The sequence below is a fragment of the Acidovorax sp. genome, assembly GCF_016783915.1.
Lineage (GTDB): Bacteria > Pseudomonadota > Gammaproteobacteria > Burkholderiales > Burkholderiaceae_C > Acidovorax.
The window spans coordinates 1-18,266 of the sequence record NZ_JADHVT010000097.1; the positions used below are offsets into that span (position 1 = coordinate 1).

At 57.4% G+C, this 18,266-nt stretch carries 16 protein-coding genes and 4 pseudogenes; 12 read left to right on the top strand and 8 right to left on the bottom strand.

Going from position 1 to position 18,266, the window contains the following annotated elements:
- Positions 1 to 559: 559 nt before the first annotated feature.
- The 3 genes from ISS20_RS16465 to ISS20_RS16475 all read right to left on the bottom strand — a co-directional run bounded on the left by ISS20_RS16465 (position 560) and on the right by ISS20_RS16475 (position 1,978).
- A complete protein-coding gene (locus tag ISS20_RS16465; RefSeq protein ID WP_108499162.1) occupies positions 560 to 1,237 on the bottom strand; it encodes a YkgJ family cysteine cluster protein in 678 nt (225 codons plus the stop codon).
- Positions 1,238 to 1,320: 83 nt separating this feature from the next.
- Positions 1,321 to 1,644: a hypothetical protein gene (locus tag ISS20_RS16470; protein ID WP_146186045.1), complete on the bottom strand. Its 324-nt coding sequence runs from the start codon at positions 1,642 to 1,644 to the stop codon at positions 1,321 to 1,323.
- 160 nt (positions 1,645 to 1,804) lie between these two features.
- Positions 1,805 to 1,978 (bottom strand): hypothetical protein, encoded by a 174-nt coding sequence (locus tag ISS20_RS16475; protein WP_158276469.1) that lies wholly within the window; start codon positions 1,976 to 1,978, stop codon positions 1,805 to 1,807.
- 1,165 nt (positions 1,979 to 3,143) lie between these two features.
- Between ISS20_RS16475 and parA the strand changes: the two genes are divergently transcribed.
- The 3 genes from parA to ISS20_RS16490 all read left to right on the top strand — a co-directional run bounded on the left by parA (position 3,144) and on the right by ISS20_RS16490 (position 7,630).
- Positions 3,144 to 3,818, top strand: coding sequence for a ParA family partition ATPase (parA, locus tag ISS20_RS16480; protein WP_108497340.1), 675 nt, complete (start codon positions 3,144 to 3,146; stop codon positions 3,816 to 3,818).
- 9 nt (positions 3,819 to 3,827) lie between these two features.
- A complete protein-coding gene (locus tag ISS20_RS16485; protein ID WP_108497336.1) occupies positions 3,828 to 4,835 on the top strand; it encodes a ParB/RepB/Spo0J family partition protein in 1,008 nt (335 codons plus the stop codon).
- Between the two features lie 1,442 nt (positions 4,836 to 6,277).
- Positions 6,278 to 7,630: a replication initiation protein gene (locus ISS20_RS16490; protein ID WP_291438077.1), complete on the top strand. Its 1,353-nt coding sequence runs from the start codon at positions 6,278 to 6,280 to the stop codon at positions 7,628 to 7,630.
- A gap of 278 nt (positions 7,631 to 7,908) precedes the next feature.
- Here ISS20_RS16490 and ISS20_RS16495 read toward each other — a convergent pair.
- A pseudogene (locus ISS20_RS16495) lies at positions 7,909 to 8,339 on the bottom strand (DDE-type integrase/transposase/recombinase); the annotation flags it as partial.
- Here ISS20_RS16495 and ISS20_RS16500 point away from each other — a divergent pair.
- Positions 8,331 to 8,617, top strand: a pseudogene (locus tag ISS20_RS16500) (ATP-binding protein); the annotation flags it as partial. The pseudogenes ISS20_RS16495 and ISS20_RS16500 overlap by 9 nt on opposite strands.
- A gap of 72 nt (positions 8,618 to 8,689) precedes the next feature.
- On the opposite strand, the gene ISS20_RS16505 reads toward ISS20_RS16500, so the two are convergent.
- Positions 8,690 to 9,001, bottom strand: coding sequence for a helix-turn-helix transcriptional regulator (locus ISS20_RS16505; RefSeq protein WP_108497338.1), 312 nt, complete (start codon positions 8,999 to 9,001; stop codon positions 8,690 to 8,692).
- Positions 9,002 to 9,200: 199 nt separating this feature from the next.
- Here ISS20_RS16505 and ISS20_RS16510 point away from each other — a divergent pair, with 199 nt between their 5' ends.
- Together ISS20_RS16510 and ISS20_RS16515 are read left to right on the top strand one after the other, a co-directional pair.
- A complete protein-coding gene (locus tag ISS20_RS16510; RefSeq protein ID WP_133246262.1) occupies positions 9,201 to 9,491 on the top strand; it encodes a hypothetical protein in 291 nt (96 codons plus the stop codon).
- Positions 9,492 to 9,589: 98 nt separating this feature from the next.
- Positions 9,590 to 9,721 carry a hypothetical protein gene (locus ISS20_RS16515; RefSeq protein ID WP_291438078.1) on the top strand — a complete coding sequence of 44 codons (132 nt, stop codon included), beginning with the start codon at positions 9,590 to 9,592 and terminating at the stop codon, positions 9,719 to 9,721.
- A gap of 721 nt (positions 9,722 to 10,442) precedes the next feature.
- On the opposite strand, the gene istB is transcribed toward ISS20_RS16515, so the two are convergent.
- Together istB and istA are read right to left on the bottom strand one after the other, a co-directional pair.
- Positions 10,443 to 11,339: an IS21-like element helper ATPase IstB gene (gene istB, locus ISS20_RS16520; RefSeq protein WP_121506336.1), complete on the bottom strand. Its 897-nt coding sequence runs from the start codon at positions 11,337 to 11,339 to the stop codon at positions 10,443 to 10,445.
- Positions 11,332 to 12,864, bottom strand: coding sequence for an IS21 family transposase (gene istA / locus ISS20_RS16525; RefSeq protein ID WP_108500128.1), 1,533 nt, complete (start codon positions 12,862 to 12,864; stop codon positions 11,332 to 11,334). Before istA ends, istB begins: the two co-directional genes overlap by 8 nt.
- Here istA and ISS20_RS16530 point away from each other — a divergent pair.
- From ISS20_RS16530 to ISS20_RS16545, 4 genes are all read left to right on the top strand, one after another.
- Entirely contained in the window at positions 12,863 to 13,054 is a 192-nt protein-coding gene (locus ISS20_RS16530) for a hypothetical protein (RefSeq protein ID WP_291438081.1), read from the top strand. The two genes, istA and ISS20_RS16530, sit on opposite strands and share 2 nt — an antisense overlap.
- A complete protein-coding gene (locus tag ISS20_RS16535; protein ID WP_291438079.1) occupies positions 12,991 to 13,149 on the top strand; it encodes an AlpA family phage regulatory protein in 159 nt (52 codons plus the stop codon). The genes ISS20_RS16530 and ISS20_RS16535 overlap by 64 nt, the downstream gene beginning before the upstream one ends.
- Positions 13,150 to 13,647: 498 nt before the next feature.
- Positions 13,648 to 14,490, top strand: a complete 843-nt coding sequence (gene panC / locus ISS20_RS16540) for a pantoate--beta-alanine ligase (protein WP_063460686.1) — start codon at positions 13,648 to 13,650, stop codon at positions 14,488 to 14,490.
- A 128-nt stretch (positions 14,491 to 14,618) separates the two neighbouring features.
- Positions 14,619 to 15,140: an N-acetyltransferase gene (locus ISS20_RS16545; protein ID WP_291438080.1), complete on the top strand. Its 522-nt coding sequence runs from the start codon at positions 14,619 to 14,621 to the stop codon at positions 15,138 to 15,140.
- Positions 15,141 to 15,567: 427 nt separating this feature from the next.
- Here the strand turns inward: ISS20_RS16545 and ISS20_RS16550 are convergent.
- Positions 15,568 to 16,509, bottom strand: a pseudogene (locus tag ISS20_RS16550) (LysR substrate-binding domain-containing protein).
- An 86-nt stretch (positions 16,510 to 16,595) separates the two neighbouring features.
- Here ISS20_RS16550 and ISS20_RS16555 point away from each other — a divergent pair.
- On the top strand, positions 16,596 to 17,405 hold the full coding sequence (locus tag ISS20_RS16555; protein WP_063460685.1) for a citryl-CoA lyase: 810 nt from the start codon (positions 16,596 to 16,598) through the stop codon (positions 17,403 to 17,405).
- Positions 17,402 to 18,130, top strand: a pseudogene (locus ISS20_RS16560) (CaiB/BaiF CoA-transferase family protein); the annotation flags it as partial. The gene ISS20_RS16555 and the pseudogene ISS20_RS16560, both read left to right, overlap by 4 nt.
- Positions 18,131 to 18,266 lie beyond the last annotated feature (136 nt).

Consider the following 18,266-nt stretch of genomic DNA (forward strand, 5'->3'; position numbering starts at 1 on the left):
GGTGTCCTTGCCCTTCTCCAGGTCGCGCAGGAACACATGGCTTACCCCAGGCACATCCTCCTGACGAATACTGTTGACCTTGCGCATAGCGCGGATGGCCACACCGACGCTCTCAACTGACGTTACCTGTATCTGCATGTACACGCTCCTGAATCTCAATGATCGCTTAGGTTTAAGCCATTATGGACCCTGGAAGTAGTCAAACGCAACGATCTATTCGTTTTGACCATCACCAGTGGGTTTGAGGCTTAAAACTAAGCACACCATTCGATTCTGACCTTCAATACATCGTTGAAGCTAGTCTTCGAAGCGAGCGTTGCGAATTTCTAGGATAGGGCTAACGGCAAGCATCCCGGATGCCACCTCTGCGGGAGCTGGTAGCCTGTCATTCTCGAACGCCCCACAATGCTGTGCACCGTCGAATCGAGGAGACAGCGTGAAAGACTGGGGACATCTTTGATCTCGCGCGTCACATTTATCGAATGACGAGTAATGCGCTCTTCCTAGATCCAGGTACGGTTCTTGTCCCGCTCGTAGGTAACTCTTAACGACTCCCTGCTCACTGTTGCTCAGTCATCGGGAACCAGTTTCTGATGTCGTCGTAATCCTGGTGAGCCCCAAGGATGACAACCGAATCGACGTGGTGTTCCTGGGTGTTCAGGTAAGGGACATTGATGGTGCTGCCCTCCACGAGCTGGCACAGCAATGCGTCCTCATCCATGTTCAGGAGAAGCCTGCATTGAAGGGGGCGGCTTGAGTAGATACCACAGACATCATCCTTCAGGAAGGTACAGGGCTTGCCAAACGCTTCCTGCGTCGCCGCCTTGTAGCTCTCGCTGTCCTCATCCACGTTGGCCATCGTGTACTTCCCTGCCAACGGGTTCATCGGCGCACCGGTTTCCTTGGCGATGACCAGTGCCTCGGCTCTGGAGATCATCACGGCGATATAGCAGCAATGTGAGCAACCCTTGCGGCATGCGGCCAACGGCGCAGCACTGCCCGTGACGCTATCAGCCGCCTTGCGCAGCCATGTCACCCGCTTGGCCACAGTGCCGGCCTTGGCAGCTTGGTCGAGGAGCCGGGATTCCTGCCTGCGATCCACACCTTTGAGCGTCTGCAGCTTGGCCTCCACGCGTTCGCGCAAGCCTTCCCATCGGCGCTCGATGCGCCCCATGACCTCGGGGGCGGAGGTTTGAACCTGCCCACCGGGCACGACGAAGTCACTGTCGGTCTTCATGGCTTTACCCCAACTCCAATGGGTTCGATGCCTTCATCCAGCGCGGCACAGCCAACATGACGGTGAAGGGGCAAGTTGGGGGCTCATGTGCGGATACTTGGAGTAGTTGGCGCGACTGATGCCAAGAACTGGCCTTCCACCGCTCCAGGATCAGTTTTCGATGAGAAAGTAGCTATCAACCTCCCGACTGCCGTCTCTTCCTTGAGGTGAGCGAACAATTGGAGATCTACAGCATGTTCACGCTGCTCGGCTTCAAGGCGTAGCTTTAGATCCTGTTGCAGCTCGCCCAGGTCATCCAGCACATTGAGCTCATACGGCACGTAGGCGCAGTCGTCCTCGCTGCCCAGGAAGGCACGCGCGCACCGAGTGTCGCATGTCGACAGGGCCGACAGGTCCTTGGGGGACACACTACCTTGCTCCATACAAATTCATCAATCTGGCCATTCACGCATACGGTGAAGGTTTCCTGAGCGTAACCAAATTGGGCCATAGCCACATTGGCGTTAGGGAGAAATAGCTCTGACTGGTTGACTGGTCGCGAGCCCTGCAAGCACGCTTTAGAACCCGTTAGCCCCCAGACTTTCCGCTTCCATTGCCGCCATAGACGGTCGTCAAGCCCTTGGCTCCAACTTCCAACTGCTGGTTTTCAGCGTTGACGTTGCGCAAATTCTTGATGACGAGCAACTGGATCCCGATCTCAGCCTGGATCGGTACCGGTATCCGGCCTTCGGCAAGAGGCAAGGGCTCCTGTTTCTCTGGATCAGGTATGCCATGTGCCACCTTGAGCAGCGCATGAAGGTCATCTTAATCAGCGGGCGTAAGCACATTCTTTACCAGCAAGAGCGCCGCTCCACCAGGCCTGGAGCCCTTTTGTCCAAGCCCATAGTTTCCGCGTCGTCAACATGACCTCTCCTGACTTGTCAGTCATACGATTTCAGTTAATCCATTGAGGCTGGATCTATTGGGTGCTCAATGGCGTTCTCAAACGTGAGAAATTGCCAAGGGGGCGGACATAGAGAAGACTGGCACGCTGGACGGGGAAAGCATCTTCGTGAGGACCGCCTGAATAGAGTCGCCGCGTCCGCTGCGCTCCACAATCTGCTGAAGCTCGCCCACCATGGTCAGCCCCCAAGAAGCCGCCTTCCCCTGATGGGTCAATAGCGTTGGTTACTTCGAGCCCCACGGGGTCTGGGCCCAACGCATCACTAAGCGTGCTCGTACCCTCCTTGGGTCGATGCAATCTGGTTCCTCGGTCAGTTCAATGCACATGATGACCTGAGTTACAGACGATCGTGGATGTCTCGAGCGCCGGGGCTTTGCCCCAATGATGCTCTTCCCTTAAACCACCGCAAGCTCTCAATTTCGACGTTATCCAAACAACATTTCAAAAAAGCCAGCTCTGCATTGAACATAGCCGCATAACCACACCGCCCAGAACTTTCAGCGCTGAAAGTTCACCCTCGCCCCCGCACTCAATAAAAAACACAAATTAGAAATTTTACAAAAATACAATGCACGAACAATAAATTTTACGCACCAACAAAACCGCGACACCCCACCGATCACGCACTCCCCCACGGGGTCCAACCTTCAACCCTCAGCACCAAAAGCCCCGCAACCAATCGCACCAAAACATCGCCGCCCAAACATAGCGCGCACCAGGCAACACAACACCAAAAGGCCGATCAACAACCACCCCTGACTCAACTTTCAGCGCTGAAAGTCAAGCCATAGCAACGATCAAAGTAACACAGAAGTCGTTTTGCAAAAACGCATGTGCGATAAAATAAACAGCATTTTCATTAATTTGTTATTGAATTTCATCTGAGTTTGATACAATCCCCTTCGCGGAGAATCCGGCAAGACTTTCAGCGCTGAAAGTCTGCCAACCTATCAGGAGCAGGCAATGACAGCAAAAGTGGTCACCGTGTTTAACCAAAAGGGCGGGTGTGGAAAAACAACCATTGCGATGAGCCTCGCTGGATCATTCGGGCTTCGCGGATATTCATCACTTGTCGTAGATATGGACCCGCAGGGGACTGCAAGCCGCTGGGCAAGTGCCGCCCCCGAAGAGCGGCCATTTCCAGCTTCTGTGATTAGTCTTGCTCCTATGGAAGGAAAGATGCACAGAGAAGTAAAAAATCACATAGATAAATTTGATGTGATTTTTGTAGATTGCCCACCGGCAATGAATTCTGCAGCCCCCACGTCGGCCATGTTGATCTCTGACTTGGCTCTCATACCGCTGGTCCCGAGTCCGGCGGATATCTGGGCGGCGGAGTCTGCCAAAAAATTGGCGGAGGCAGCACAGGCCAACAACGAAGAGCTCGTCGCACGAGTCGTTGCTAACATGGTCCAGCGCTCGACTTCACTAGCCAAAGAGCTAATTGAATTATTGGAGGAAGATAAAGAATTTCCTCTTCTAAAAACGTCCCTAGGTTCGCGAGCGGCGTTTAGAGAAGCCCAGATTCTGGGGTCAACCGTTCATCAAGTGCCACGCGCCACAGTTGCAATGGAAGAGGTGGAGTTGATGGCAGAGGAAGTGCTTCACCTTTTGCACCTTCCTTCGCGCAAAAATTAAGGACAAAAGATGATTTCCAAAGTCGACCGCAAAGCTGCAATGCGAGCGTCCCTTTCGGCTGAAAAGCGGGATGTAAATGCGCGGTTTGCAGCGGCAGATGCCGTGCTTTCCGAGCGTCCAGGTGGCCTTGGAGGTGTGCCCCCCCCCCAAGTCGTCCTCGATGAGGCACAGGCTGGTCGGACTTTCAGCGCTGAAAATACTGGTCCAGCGCAGCAGCGAATTGTGGCAGCTCCTCTTGATAGAGTGCACGAAAACCCACTGAATGCCCGTCACATCTATGACCCTGACATCGTCAAGGAGCTGGCGGCGTCAATTGCAACTCGTGGTCAACTCGTTCCAGCGTCTGCGATCGCGCATCCGACCATACCAGGTGACTACTTGCTGATCGATGGCCACTATCGAAAGAAGGCGCTCGCTGCAGCTGGTCAACACAGCATCGACCTGGTGATTCGCCCACACGAAGGTGATCTCGAGCTCTATCGCGTGAGTTGGGTGCTCAATGAGGAGCGTAGCGCGCAAAGTCCCTTAGACAATGCATTCGCGTGGAGAAAATTGCTTGATAAAGGCTTAGTGCAAACTGAGTTGCAAATCGCTGAGCTCTTGGGAGTGTCGCTCTCGACGGTGAACAAGACCATTGCGTTGCTGAGCCTTCCGACTGCTGTGCTCGACCGAATGCGCGATCGGCCAGAGAAGTTTGGCGTATTCGTTGGGTATGAGATCACGCTTGCTGCCAAGAAGGTGAGCGAGATAGAAGTGCTTGCATTGGTAAATCGCATCATCGAAGAAGATCTGTCGTCGCGTGAGGTCGGAGCCATACGCGCAAAACTCGATACTGGCGATAAACGCAAGCCTAAAGAAACATCGCGCCAATACAAGATCCAACACACTGGCCAACAGATCGGATTCCTCAAAGAATGGGACTCAGGAAAGGTCTCACTTGAGGTCGTGCTTGCCGATCCAAAGGAGAGGGCAGCACTCGTTGCCGAACTCAGAAGCCGTTTCGGTCTGTTTGACTGATCAAGATGTCGGCCAAAAGGTGAGCCTCTACAGGGAGCGAACAATGCTCCCGAAGAGGACCAAGGGCCCATAGAACGGACTGGAGACTCTTTAGGGACGCGAAAAGGGGGTGACTGTCCTTCCCGCCTTAAACCGAGACCTTTGATAGCCCGTATCGGTCCCTTCTTCTTTCTAAGGTGAGTCTTTACGGGGAGTGCCGCTCCACCGTTGTTTCAGCAGTCGGCCTACCAATCCGTCTCCACCGCCGGAGTGCAGTGCCAGAGCGACCTGCGCTTGCCAATCCTCAAAAGGTGAGCCTTTTCAGGGACCCGTCGCAATCGTCAGCGCGAAGGACCGGGGGAAGCATTCGAACACCCCGATATGTATTAAGGTGAGCTTTTACGGGGGCTAAAGCCAGGCCCGGAAACCGGAGCGAAATGTATGCAGTCTGCATTCGGCGGATCATCACCCCGAAACTCCCAAAAAGCGCCATATGGATGCCTACTTCATCGAGCCAAAGGGCATGTAAAGGCTCAAAGGTGAGACTCCACAGGGACTAGAAATGGCGCCCTAATGAGATTCCAGCATCTAGAATGTGTGCACTCACACACAGGGAAGAGTATTTAAAAGCTATCTTGCACACAAAGGTGAGTCTCATCAGGGACCAGCGCGGATGAGGTTCCACTATGCGTAGCCCGCACGGCTTCCTGTAAAGATTGGGTATAGGTGAGCCTTTACGGGGGGGCCTGATGAATCTAGGCGATTCTGATTGTGGCTGGGGAGAGGGGCAGGAGTCGTTTTCGATTTGACCTCGTCTGGTGAGCTTTTACAGGGAGCAAGGGAGTGATGCTCTACTGATGGGCAATTGGGCATGGTCGAATTCCTTCTGGACTCTGGTGAACTGGCTGTTTTGCATTGGAATTCACTCGTTAGGCATCCACGCTATTGAGGATTCTTTGTATTGAACATCCTTGGAAACCTTAAATACAATTTAAACATCGCAAAACCTAAGCCCCACGCGGTTTTCCGCCTAGTGAGGTGAGTGGATTCGGGGACCAAGGTGAGCCAATACGGGGAGAGAGGTGAGTGCCCCCGGGGACAGGCAACATCTATGGTGAGAATTAACAGGGACCATAAGTGAGTGGATTCAGGGGCAAAGTGCGCAAAGGTGAGCTTCTACGGGGAGCGGGCGACACGGTAGCTCCTTGAACTCGCCTAGAGCTCATGAACGTTTTCTTGGCGAGCTAGCTTCCACCTAATGATCGGGTCGGCCGAATGAGCGGTCTGCAGCCCAGCGTAGGCTTGCCTCATCACCTACGAAAAGGTGATGAGGCCACAAACCGATACAAAGGTGAACCCTCGACGCTTCCATCGAAAGGTGAGAGAATCGCGCCAAAATTTCACCGATAGATCCGGTCGCATGGCAGCGCGCACCAAGCACCGGTCAGGAAAGGTCGATGCCGATGGCGAGGAAGAGCAAGGCGAAACCTGGGGAGGTCATCACGATCGACGCCAGCGATGTGAGGGAGTTTCGCAAGACCAATGAGGCTATTGGATTGCGGGTCGTAGAAGGCAATCTCTCGCTGCTCTCTCGTAAGGTATTCAATGTGATGATGTACCACGCCCAGGAGATGAAGGTTCCTGGGCTCAATGCACCGATCAACACCGCTGCAGCCAAGAAGTACTTCTGGATTCCGCTTTCTGACCTTGCCCGGGATGCGGCCTACGACAGCAAGGATGTGCAGTACCTGAAGAAGCAGCTTGAGGAAATGCAGAACATTAAGCTGCTCATGGAGAACGAGCGACAGTGGACGAGTGAGCGACTGGTCTCTTCGGTCACCTTGGTTAATCCCGCTGGGCTGAACAAGCATGCAGGGCAGGTGTGGTTTGGATTCGCTTTTCCTCCTGAGGTGCACGAGCAGGTGATGGCGCCTAGCACTTACACACGGCTTTCGATCGTGTACCAAAGCTCGCTCAAGTCAGGGTCTGCCCTTGCTTTGTATGAAATCTGCCGTCGTTACGCGACTAATCCATCCAAGGTGACTTTCGTCCAGACTTATGAGCACTGGTACGGTGTGATCACAGGCAATCCTATATCTGAGTCGACACCGCCCGTCTACAAGTACTTCAAGCGGGACACCCTGAGGCCCGCCATCGCTGAAATCAACGCGCTCACTGACATCAACATCGAACTGATTGAGCACAAGAACGGCCGGCGCGTCGAGAAGCTGCAGTTCAAGGTCGAGCAGACGAAGCAAGCCCAGCTTGAATTCCCGGCGCCGCCCATCATCGACACGGAACTCATGACGAGGGTGATGAAATTCGGTTTCAGCCAAGCGGACGCCAGCGACTTGGTCGCGCAACACAGTGACGACCTCCTGCGCACGGCCATTTCTCGGGTGGAGGCACGCGCAGAGTCGAAGGGAATGACCCCGCTGGAGACCCCAGCAGGCTACTTCCGCTGGACGCTCCAGGACTTGGTGCGTAACCCGACTCCTGTACCTGCACTGGCATCACCCAAGGCTGCCCCCTCGTCTAGCAAGGCGAGCGGTCGCAGTGTGATGGAGCGATTTCTTGCCGCCAGGGCTATTGAGGCCCTTGGGGTCTACAAAGAACTTGACGATAGCGAGCGCAAGGCTCTATTCGAGGCGTTCAAGTCACAGAACGCCAACAAGACGTTAAAGCTGGACAAGGGGCTTGATAGCGCTGCAGTCCGTGGCATTTTTGCGCCTTGGTACGCCAAACAGTTGTGGGGAGAGCCAACGGCCCAAGCGCTGGCTCAGTTTATCGAGGAGTATGGAGCTACGTCCAGTTAGCCAGCGCTGGCTGGCGTCGTACGTTGTGGCCGGAGACGAACCAATTTCTGCCGCTTCAACTCAATACCCCGGCTGGAAAATGGTTGCATTCTTATGTTGTTCGCATATTAATTATGTCCACGTAACGTGGACATTCAAAAAAATGGACGACAAAGGCATCTTTGAGAGTGCTCTAGAAGCAATAGCGCCAGTAATGCAGTTCGAGGTGAATCGTTCCGGGATTCTCGGAGGCTGTTTGGTTTAAGTCAGCCCACTTCCGCAGTGGCCTGACTGGCGAGTTACCGGTAGTGGTTTGCCTCAGCTTCTGCCGGTGGGACGTACCCTATGGGTTCGAGCAGGCGATGGTGGTTAAACTATGACCCCCATTCGAGCGTGGCGAACTCCACGGCTTCCTTTGTTTTCCATGGCGCGCGGTGATGGATTAACTCGGCCTTGTAGAGACCGTTGATGGTCTTGGCCAAGGCGTTGTCATAGCTGGCGCCCTTGCTGCACACGGAAGTCTCTATGCTCGCTTCAGCCAGTCTTTCAGAGTACCGAATGCTGGCGCATTGCGACCCGCGGTCACTGTGGCAAATCAAGCTTCCATCGCGCTCAGGCTGCCAGATGTAAAGGGCTTGCTCCAGTGCATCGAGCACGAAGTCCGTGCGCATTGAACTGCTTACCCGCCAGCCCACGATACGGCGGGCAACACGTCAATCACGAAGGCTACCTGCCGTTCCGTACGTGAGGAGGAGCTTTGCTGTTCCACCTGCTGTCCCAAGCTGTACGAGTGCACGAGCGTCGTGATAACCACCAACCTGAGCTTCAGTGAGTGGGCCAATGTGTTCGGAGATACCAAGATGACCACGGCGCTGCTGGACCGCATCACGCATCACTGCCATATTCTGGAAACCGGTAACGACAGCTACCGGTTCAAGAACAGTTCGGCACAGCAGCCACAGACCCACCAAAAAGGAGAAGACAACCAAGAACTTATCCACAACGTGAGCATGAAGTTCACGAACCAGGGTGGGTCAGATCGAGATGGAAATGGCGGGTTAGTTTTGGGGAAATCAACAGTCAGCCACCGCCCCCGCTAGGCAGGCCAAGCGCAGCGACTTCTTTCTGGACTTCGGCCAAAACAACCGAGACGTCATCTAGCGATGGAGAAGTGGCAAATGAAATTGCGAGCAGGGTCAGGGGATGGACGTTCAAAGCGGTGGCGATCTGCTCCACTTTTCCCAACGTGGGACTTTTGGTGCCTCGCTCTAGACTGCTGATGTAGGTTCGACTTGAAACAGAGGAGAAGTCCTCTTGGGTGTACCCCCGTGCGCGACGGATTACCCGCAGAGCCATGGCGATATTGTTCAACGCATTTGAATGAGCTTCCATCTCCGCGATTAGGAGACTTTGAACACAATAGGGCTACAATCTATAGTGTTCAAATTTTGCTTAACCAATGATTTCTTACTTTCGCAGTGTGCTTGCTGGGCTAGCTAGAGTCTCCCGCCGAAGAGCCCCAATAGCTAGTCTAAGTTTTGTACGACCATACTTCTTTGTTGAGTACCGTACAGAAAGCATTGGCGGAGGCATGAAGAACATTTTTTTGTCGAATGAAGACCTATTGCTCGACTTTGTGAAGCAAGGTTCTTTGCAAGGCTATATTGTGGTTCGCGTGAGGGTAATGTCACCTGGATACATGCATGATTCAAAATTTTGGCATTTTGAGGATCTCATAGCTTTATGGGAGGCTGAAGAACCTAATATGTATGAGCCGGCTCTGCTGTACACGCTGTCAACTGGTGTCGAGTTGGTAAAATCAGCTTCCTTCACGCCAATAGAGCATTTGGGAAAGCGCAAGTTGATATATCGGGCCCCTTAAGGCCAGGCAGTAGCAGCTATATGTTCCATTTCTCTCAAAAACTGCTGAGCAGAGCCTCCTGAAACGTGTTTTCTCTACAGTCGATTGCGGATATAACGATGACCGAGTTCTTTAATAATCCTGTTGCTGTCGGAATGAGCCTGTTCGGTCTGCTTCTGCTAGTGGGCTCCACATTTTCAAAAATGCAGGCTCGTTGGGAGCGGAAACACTTTCGCAATGACGCTCTTTGATTGAAAGCTGAGCCTCGTTGTTTTTAGGAATCAAATTGAATCGACAGGAGGAGCAAAAGAACGCTTTTCCCATCCTTCATAGGTTCTGTGATTGATTGAGTATCAGTCCTACATTATTTAGTTGCGCATATCACCATGGGCTTATTTGTCTCATGCCAGCGATAGCATAATTTATTGGTGTACGTCTCTGCGCAGGGGGTCAGAACTAAAATAATTGGAATAGCCTTGACTGCGTTGTACCAACGACATAAGCTGCACTATGTGAACAAAGCGCATTCGTTAGCCTTCGGCCTGACTACCGCCCAACTGCAAGAGTTGGCCAAACAGGCTGTCCGTGACGCCATAACCAAGAACGTTCAGGCGGGTGTTTCAACAACCGTTCTGCTCAACGGGCGTGTGCAATCGCTCGATGCAAGTGATCTACGACTGCAGTCGCTCTTGAACGAACGGGACGCGACTGGCCACGAGTCGTAGTGCGGAGGAACTTCATCTGGGCTGCTGTGCCCGTCATCGAAATCTCGAACTTCGTAGGGGTCATGGAGGCCGACCAGCTTTGACAACTGAGGTTGGCTCTGCGGGGGAAGCGTCCCGCGACTCCGAATTGCGGAATAAATGCTCCTATTTGGCGGTTTGTTAGTGCCAGTGCAAACGTGATCAGCAGTGCCAGTCGAACATTGACCAGGGGCTAAAGCTGGTTCCATTAGAAACCAGCTGTGGATAACTATAGGGTGGATGCTTCGGTAGGGCCTCCTTTTTTTGAACTGGTGGTTGGTATTGCCGAGCCGTCAGGCGAGGCCCCTTCCTCCGCGGTCTCGCTAACCTGGGCGGCCACTGCCTTCTTGGTCTGCTCACGAGCCTTGATGCGCCCCTTGGCTTCGTGCGTGCTGTGGCGGAAGCGGTAGGACTCGTTGCCGGTCTCGATGATGTGGCAGTGATGGGTCAAGCGATCCAGCAACGCGGTGGTCATCTTGTCATCGCCGAACACCGTGGACCACTCCGCGAACGTCAGGTTGGTGGTGATCATCACGCTGGTGTGCTCGTACAGCTTGGACAGCAGGTGGAACAACAAGGCACCACCGGCCTGGCTGAAGGGCAGGTAACCTAACTCGTCGAGCACGACCAGGTCCATGCGCACCAGACTCATGGCGATGCGTCCGGCACGGCCCTGGCTCTTCTCATGCTCCAGGGCATTGACCAGATCGACCGTGGAGTAGAACCGCACTCGCTTGGCGTGCCGGGTGAGCCCAGCAATTCCCAGCGCCGTGGCCAGGTGGGTTTTGCCGGTGCCTGGGCCGCCGACCAGCACCACGTTCTGCGCATCCTGCGTGAACGAGAGGTCCGCCAGTTTCTGGATCAACGCGCGGTCGACCGGCGCGACGGTGAAGTCGAACCCAGCCAGGTCGCGGTGCATCGGGAAGCGTGCCGCCTTCATCTGATGGGCGATGGAACGCATCGCCCGATCAGCATCTTCAGCCTGCAGCAGGTGCTCCACCAGCCAGCGTGATGCAGCCAAGGCCGTATCGCCGCCTTGCTCCGTCAGATCGGCCCAAGCCGTGGCCATGCCGTTGAGCCGCAGCGCCTTCAGTTGGGCCTGTACATCGATGGAGGTCTCACGCATGGCCCACCTCCTGCCCGTCTAGATGATCCTGGTGGGTGGGGCGCAGCCGGTCATAACGCGCGGTATCGGCCTTGGGCGCCTGGGTGAGTTGCAAGGACGTCTGCGCTTGCGCCGGCGTGGCCGGGTTGTTCAAGCGGGCCAGCACGTTGCGCACGTGTTCCACGCTAATGCTGCCGCTGGGGGTCCTGCCTTCGAGTACCAGCTCGATGGCCACCAGCACCGCTTCCAGCCCGGCCTGCGGCACCACGGCCAGCACCTGTGCCATGACCCGGTCTCCTCCAGGGTGCCTGAGCAGCGACTGGCGCAAACGCAGCAACGGCGCCGGCAGGTCCAGGAACGGCGTGCCGTTGCGCAAGGCGCCCGGTTTGCGCTGCACCAGGTCGATGTAGTGCTGCCAATCGTAGCTGGTCTGGCCGCTGCCCGGCAGCCGGGCGTGACTCGCGACGACGGCGTCCGCGGCCGCCACATCGATTCGCTCGGGATAGACGCGGGTGCTGACGATGTGGCCGGCCCACTCGCACGGCACGGAATAGCGGTTGCGAGCGGCAGCCACCAGGCAGGTGCTGCTGACCCGGGCCAACCGTTCGACGTAGCCGTCGAAGGGGGCCGGCATGGACATGAGGTGAGGCTTCTCCAACTCCCACATCTCGGCCACGGTGAACTGCCGATGGATCGGGTGCGTGGTGTCGCTCCACACCGAACGACATCGCTCGCTCAGCCAGGCATTGAGTTCGATGAACGAGCCGAAGCGACGGGTCGCGGCTTCGATCCAGATGCGCCTGCGGCTGTCCTGCACGTTCTTCTCCACCACCCCCTTCTCCCATCCCGAGGCGACGTTGCAGAAGTCGGCATCGAACAGGTAGTGACTGCACATGGCTGCGAAGCGCGCGTTGACGGTGCGCTGCTTGCCACGCTGCACCTTGTCCACAGCGGTGCGCATGTTGTCGTAGATGCCGCGTCGGGTGACGCCACCTAGTGCCTGGAACGAGCGTGTGTGCGCGTCGAACAGCATCTCATGACCCTGGCTGGGGTAGGCCACCAGCCAGAAGGCCCGGCTGGCGCACAGCTTCAGGTGCGCCACTTGCACGTTGTAGAACACACCGCCGACGAGCATGGCTTCGACGCTCCAGTCGAACTGGAAGGCCTCGCCCAGCTCGAAGCTCATCGGAACGAACGCCTTGGCCGGACTGGCTGCGGACTCCACCCGCCAGCGCCGGATGTAGTCGGTGACGGCGCTGTAGCCGCCGCGATAGCCCTGGGCCTGTATCTGAGCAAACAAAGCTCGGCCGCTGCGCCGTCCCTGCTTGGGGCGATGGCTGTCGGTCGTGAGCGCTTGATGCAGGATCGGCTCGAACGCAGTTAGCTTGCCATCGAGCTTCACCCGCTCGTACTTCGGCACAACATCGCCGGGCGCCTTGAGCCACTTCTTGACCGTGTTGCGCGACAGGCCTGTGCGCTTTGCGATCTCGCTGAGAGAGAGTTGGTCGCGCAGCCTCATGCGCCTGACCTTGCCAATCATGTCCATGGTGATCACCTTGAATCCCCTGCTGAAATTCTCAGCAGGTCAGTGGAACACCCTGGTCAATATTGGATTGGCACTTTGCGGTTTAGCTGGTCAAGATTGCATCGGCACCAACACCACACTGGCTTTGTGCGCCAGAGCCTGCTGCTCAGATTCGTACCATTTTCCAAATCAACGCTCTGGAGGCGGGTGAAGGCGGGTCTGTTCCCTGCGCCTGTCCGGATTTCCGTCGGCATAACGGCATGGCGGGCAGAAGATGTCCGTCACTGGATCGCGGAGCAGAAATAGCCGCGTATTGATAGCTTGGTAGGCAAGAGGTACATCCCCATTCTCCTGCAAGGTAAGTAGGGGAGGCGGGGCGATACAGCCTCGAATCTATTGCATGAAGGGGCGGAGTAAGACTTGGATCGCTGGCGGTGCAGGGCGAGCGCGAGGTGGAGCCAATCCTGAGAGCCTGCGCAAGATTTTGTTTGCAGCGCGAAGTAGAGGGAGAGATCGCTGAGCACACAGTCGGTTGCGTGTCAGCGTGCAAGCGGTCTGTCCGCCTCTGAGAGGAAGTCGGATGATTTCCTTGAAGAATTCCGAGAAAATTCCATATTTGCCAAACTCACGTGCAGGCCCTGCACCCGATCGAAGGCCCCATCGGCGACGAAACGCATGATGTCCCAGCTGCCGCGCAGGGCCGTCCAGCCCCCCGCCGTCCTCGTCGAACGCTAGTCCGTTGACGCGGCCTGAGCCCTTGGCCACCTTCCCCGACAATTAGCTCCGCGCCTGATGAATCCACCCATGCAAATCGTCCACACCATCTCTGACCTGCGCGACGCCCTGGCGGGTCGCGGCCGTCCCGCCTTCGTGCCCACCATGGGCAATTTGCACGACGGCCACTTGGCCCTGGTGCGCCAAGCCAAGCCGTTGGGCAGCGTCATGGTGGTCAGCATTTTTGTCAACAGGCTGCAGTTCCTGCCGCACGAGGACTTCGACAGCTACCCGCGAACGCTGGAAATAGACGCTGGCAAGCTGCACGCCGAGGGCTGCGACGTGCTGTTCGCGCCTGCCGAAAAAGACTTATACCCGCAGCCGCAAACCTTCAAAGTGCAGCCCGATCCGCGACTGGCTGACATCCTGGAGGGACACTTCCGTCCAGGCTTCTTCACCGGCGTGTGCACGGTAGTGATGAAACTGCTGGCCTGCGTGTTCAGCGGCGGCCCGGGCACGGCCGTGTTTGGGCGCAAGGACTACCAGCAGGTCCTGGTGATCCGCCGCATGGTGGAGCAGTTCGCGCTGCCCATCGACATCGTGACCGGCGACACCTGCCGCGCCGGCGACGGTCTGGCGCTGAGTTCGCGCAACGGCTATCTGGACGAAGCAGAACGTGCCCAGGCCGTGCAACTGAGCCAGGCGCTACGCGCGCTGGCCGATGCGGCGCTGCAGCTAGGCGCCAGCCTGCCCGCGCTGGAGGCCCAGGCGGTGGAGCGCCTGCGCAAGCAGGGCTGGCAGCCCGACTACCTAACCGTGCGCCAGCGCGCTGACTTGCTGCCGCCTGCAGAGGCTCCGCAGCCGGGCCAACTCGTGGTTCTGGGCGCGGCGCGCCTGGGCGGCACGCGGCTGATCGACAACTTGGAATTCTGAGCACCGCACCCCGGCCCGTCCTACTCGCGGTTCATACCTTTCCAGTTTGGAAAAGGACAGTTTTATGGAGCCGCACAGGGGGCGGCTGTGCACACGAACATGAGCAATCAACATACGATGGATACGCCGTGACCCTCAAGATCCGCAACGAAACAGCATCCGATGTAGCGGCCATCGAGGCCGTCACGATAGCGGCGTTCCATGATGCCGAGCACACCAGCCACACTGAGCACTTCATTGTGAACGCGCTGCGTCATGCGGAGCAACTCACGCTGTCGCTGGTGGCTGACGACGATGGAGCGGTGGTCGGCCATGTGGCGATCTCGCCGATACGGCTCTCCATTGGCCCTGCGGATTGGTTCGGCCTGGGGCCGTTGTCGGTCTTGCCGCAGCGGCAGAGGCAGGGGATCGGCGTGCAACTCATGAACCATGCCATAGCGCAACTGCGTTCGATGGGCGCGTCGGGCTGCGTGCTCCTCGGAGATCCGCACTACTACCAACGCTTTGGTTTCAAGGCCGAGAGCGCACTGGTGCTGCCCGATGTGCCGCCTGAGTACTTTTTGGCCATTGCCTTCGAAGGGGCAATTCCGGCGGCTGTGGTGGCCTACCACGATGCATTCAACTTAAAAGCCGCAGAAATGTGCCGCTGAGTCAGCACGGGCGCGGCCTTGAGCTGATTCGGCACACTCACCCTACGGATGAAGCAAAACGTAAGGTGCTGACAACGCGCGGGTCAATGGCCGAGACCCCACAGATGTAGGCGGTGGATACGCTGGGTGGGCGCGTGCGCGTCCAACGGAAGGGAAGCGGGGAGGCCACGCCGCAGGAGCTGCCGCGCGCCATCCATTCAGGGGAGGGAATCGCGCGCGGGCGGCGCAGGCAGCTCACAACTTGTTAGCGTTTCATTGCATGGAGGCTTCGTTTCCCGCACTCTTGAGGCTTACCCAGAGTCAACAACGCCAACAAATGCTCGACGTTTGCGACTGATCAACGGTATTCAGAATGAATCTCCCGTGAGTGCCAGATGAGCCTTCCCGGTGATAGCAGAGTGCATTCATGGGACGGGTCGCTGTGCCTCTAGCGATTGCGCTGCAGGGGCTGAAAATCGGCAGCCGTCGTGACCTCCCGGATGATGGAAGCGAGCGTGGCCTGGGCGGGGTCCACGGGTGCCCCCTTCAGCCGTACGAGACCAGGCGTGCGCATCGGCGTGGGGCTTTCAAGAGCAATGATCTTGAACCCACTGTCTCCCTGGACTGCATGGCGCGACACAATAGTTGCCAGATGACTCTGGCGTACCGTGCCGAGCATGGCTGTGATGGAGTCAGACTCAGCGCGCACAATGGGCGTCGCCCCCGCTGCAGCAAATGCCTCTTCAATCATGCGCCGCGTGGTGTAGCGCGATGATGGGAGGATCATCTCGCGCCGGTGCAACTCCACCATCCTCATGCGCTTGCGGCTGGCCAGGGGATGTTTCGCGCCCACCAGCAGCACCAGTTCTTCGTTGCACAACGGCTCGAAGCTGAGCTTGGGCTCATCGCCGGGGTGGTAGGAGATGGCGATGTCGAACTAGCGTTGCAAGACCTTGCGCGAGATGCTGGCGGCCGTATCTTCTTCCACCGTCAGCCGCACGGCCGGGTGCCGTGCAGTGAATGCTGTGATGGCGCGTGGAATCACATGGATGTCGAACGTCGGCGTCGTGCCCACGCGCAGTTGGCCGGTGAGTTCGGGCGAGGCCGGGCTCAGCAACGCTATGGCGATGTCCAGTTCTCCCAGCGCGTGCACCGCACGCGGCAGGAACAGCTCGCCCGCTGCGGTGAGGGCCACGCTGCGCTTCGTTCGCTGGAAGAGAGCCTGGCCCAGCTCCTCCTCGAGCTGGCGTATCTGGTGCGACAGCGTCGACTGCGTCACGTGCACTTGCGCGGCAGCGTGGGTGAAGTTCAGCCGCTCTGCCAGGGCGATGAAGTACCGCAGGTGTCTCAGTTCCATGGCCATCCCCAAATAATCGACAGCATCAATCATAGTCAGCGAAATAAGTCATTTGCCCGATTGCTCCGTGCGACCAAGAATGCGGCACGCCCACCGTTGCGGCGTCTGGAGACATCGACATGAAGATTGGCAAGCAGGAGCCGTTCAGCACCATCGCGACATCGGACGCAGACTCCATCACCATCCGCGGCAAGGATCTGTGCAGCGAGCTCATCGGCAAATTGAACTTTGCCGATTTCTATTTTTTCCTGCTGACCGGCGAGATGCCTACGCCGCAGCAAAGCTTCTTCGTCAACGCGACCCTTGTCACCATTGCCGAGCATGGACTGACGCCCACGGTCCAGGCTGCGCGCATGACCTACGACGCCGATCCAGCCGCCCTCCAGGGTGCTGTGGCTGCAGGCATTCTTGGCGCCGGCTCCGTGGTCATGGGCACATCCGAACTGTGCGGGCGTTTCCTGCACGAGATCATCACATTGGCCGAGACTGACAGTCGGCCGCTGAAAGACGCGGCGCTCGAGAAGGTCACGCAGTTACGCGAGGCCAGAAAGACCGTGCCGGGCTACGGCCACCCACTGCACACGCAGGGCGACCCGCGCACGCACCGGCTGCTGGCCCTCGCCAGGGAGCAAGGTGTGACGGGCAGATACATCGAGGCTCTGTGCACCGTCGAGCAACTGCTGCCCCAAGTCTATGGCCGTCCGCTGTTGGCCAATGCTTCCGGGTCGATCCCTGCTGTGCTGCTGGATGTAGGGTTTCCCGTCGGAGCGTTGAAGGGCATTCCCATCCTGGCGCGCACTGCCGGTCTGTTGGGCCACTTGCACGAGGAAGCCACGCGGCCTATCGGGTTCTACATGTACAACGTGGCAGACGAAAGCATCACCTATGACGGGCCGCCGCCCAGATCCCTACGGAAGGATCTGGCATGAGCGGGGTGCTGCACGGCTTGCGCGTGATCGAGATGGGGACTTTCATCACTGGCCCGGCTGCCGGAGTGCTGCTGGCCGACCAGGGGGCCGACGTTGTGAAGGTCGAGAAACCCGGCACAGGAGACCCGTTTCGGATGTCGGCAGACGGAAGCTTGTACGACACCAACTTCCAGGCCTTTAACCGCAATAAACGCAGCCTCGCGCTCGACACTGTCGATCCACAGGATCTTGCCGTGTTCGACGCATTGATTGCCGATGCAGACGTGTTCATTCAGAACTTTCGTCCAGGTGCGGCAGAGAAACTCAATGTGGGTGCGGAACGGCTGCGATTCATCAATCCACGATTGGTGTATTGCGCCATCAGCGGCTTCGGGCCTGACGGTCCAGGCGCCAACCAGCCTTGCTATGACACAGTGGCGCAGGCCGCCAGCGGCTATTTGGACCTGACGCTCAATCCTGGCAACCCGCGCGTGTGCGGTCCTGCGGTGGCCGATTCGATCACGGGGATGTACGCGGCCTACGGAATTCTGGGCGCGCTGCATGAGCGGCAACGCACTGGCCGGGGACGGCTGGTGGAGGTAGCCATGGTGGGTGCGATGGCGCATTTCAACATCGACGCCTTCACGCACTACTACGGTGACGGCGAGCTGATGACTCCATACAGTCGGCCGGGTGCGTCGCAGGCACACGTGCTCACCTGCAAGGATGGCAAGCGCGTGGCGCTGTGAGGTTGCCCCTGAAAAGTGGAGTTCTTAACCCTTGTTGAAAATACCGACAAGGAGTTGAGCAATGAGTGACAAGCAAGTGCGTGCGCAGTACACGCGGGAGTTCAAACTGGAGGCGGTTCGGCAGGTGCGAGCT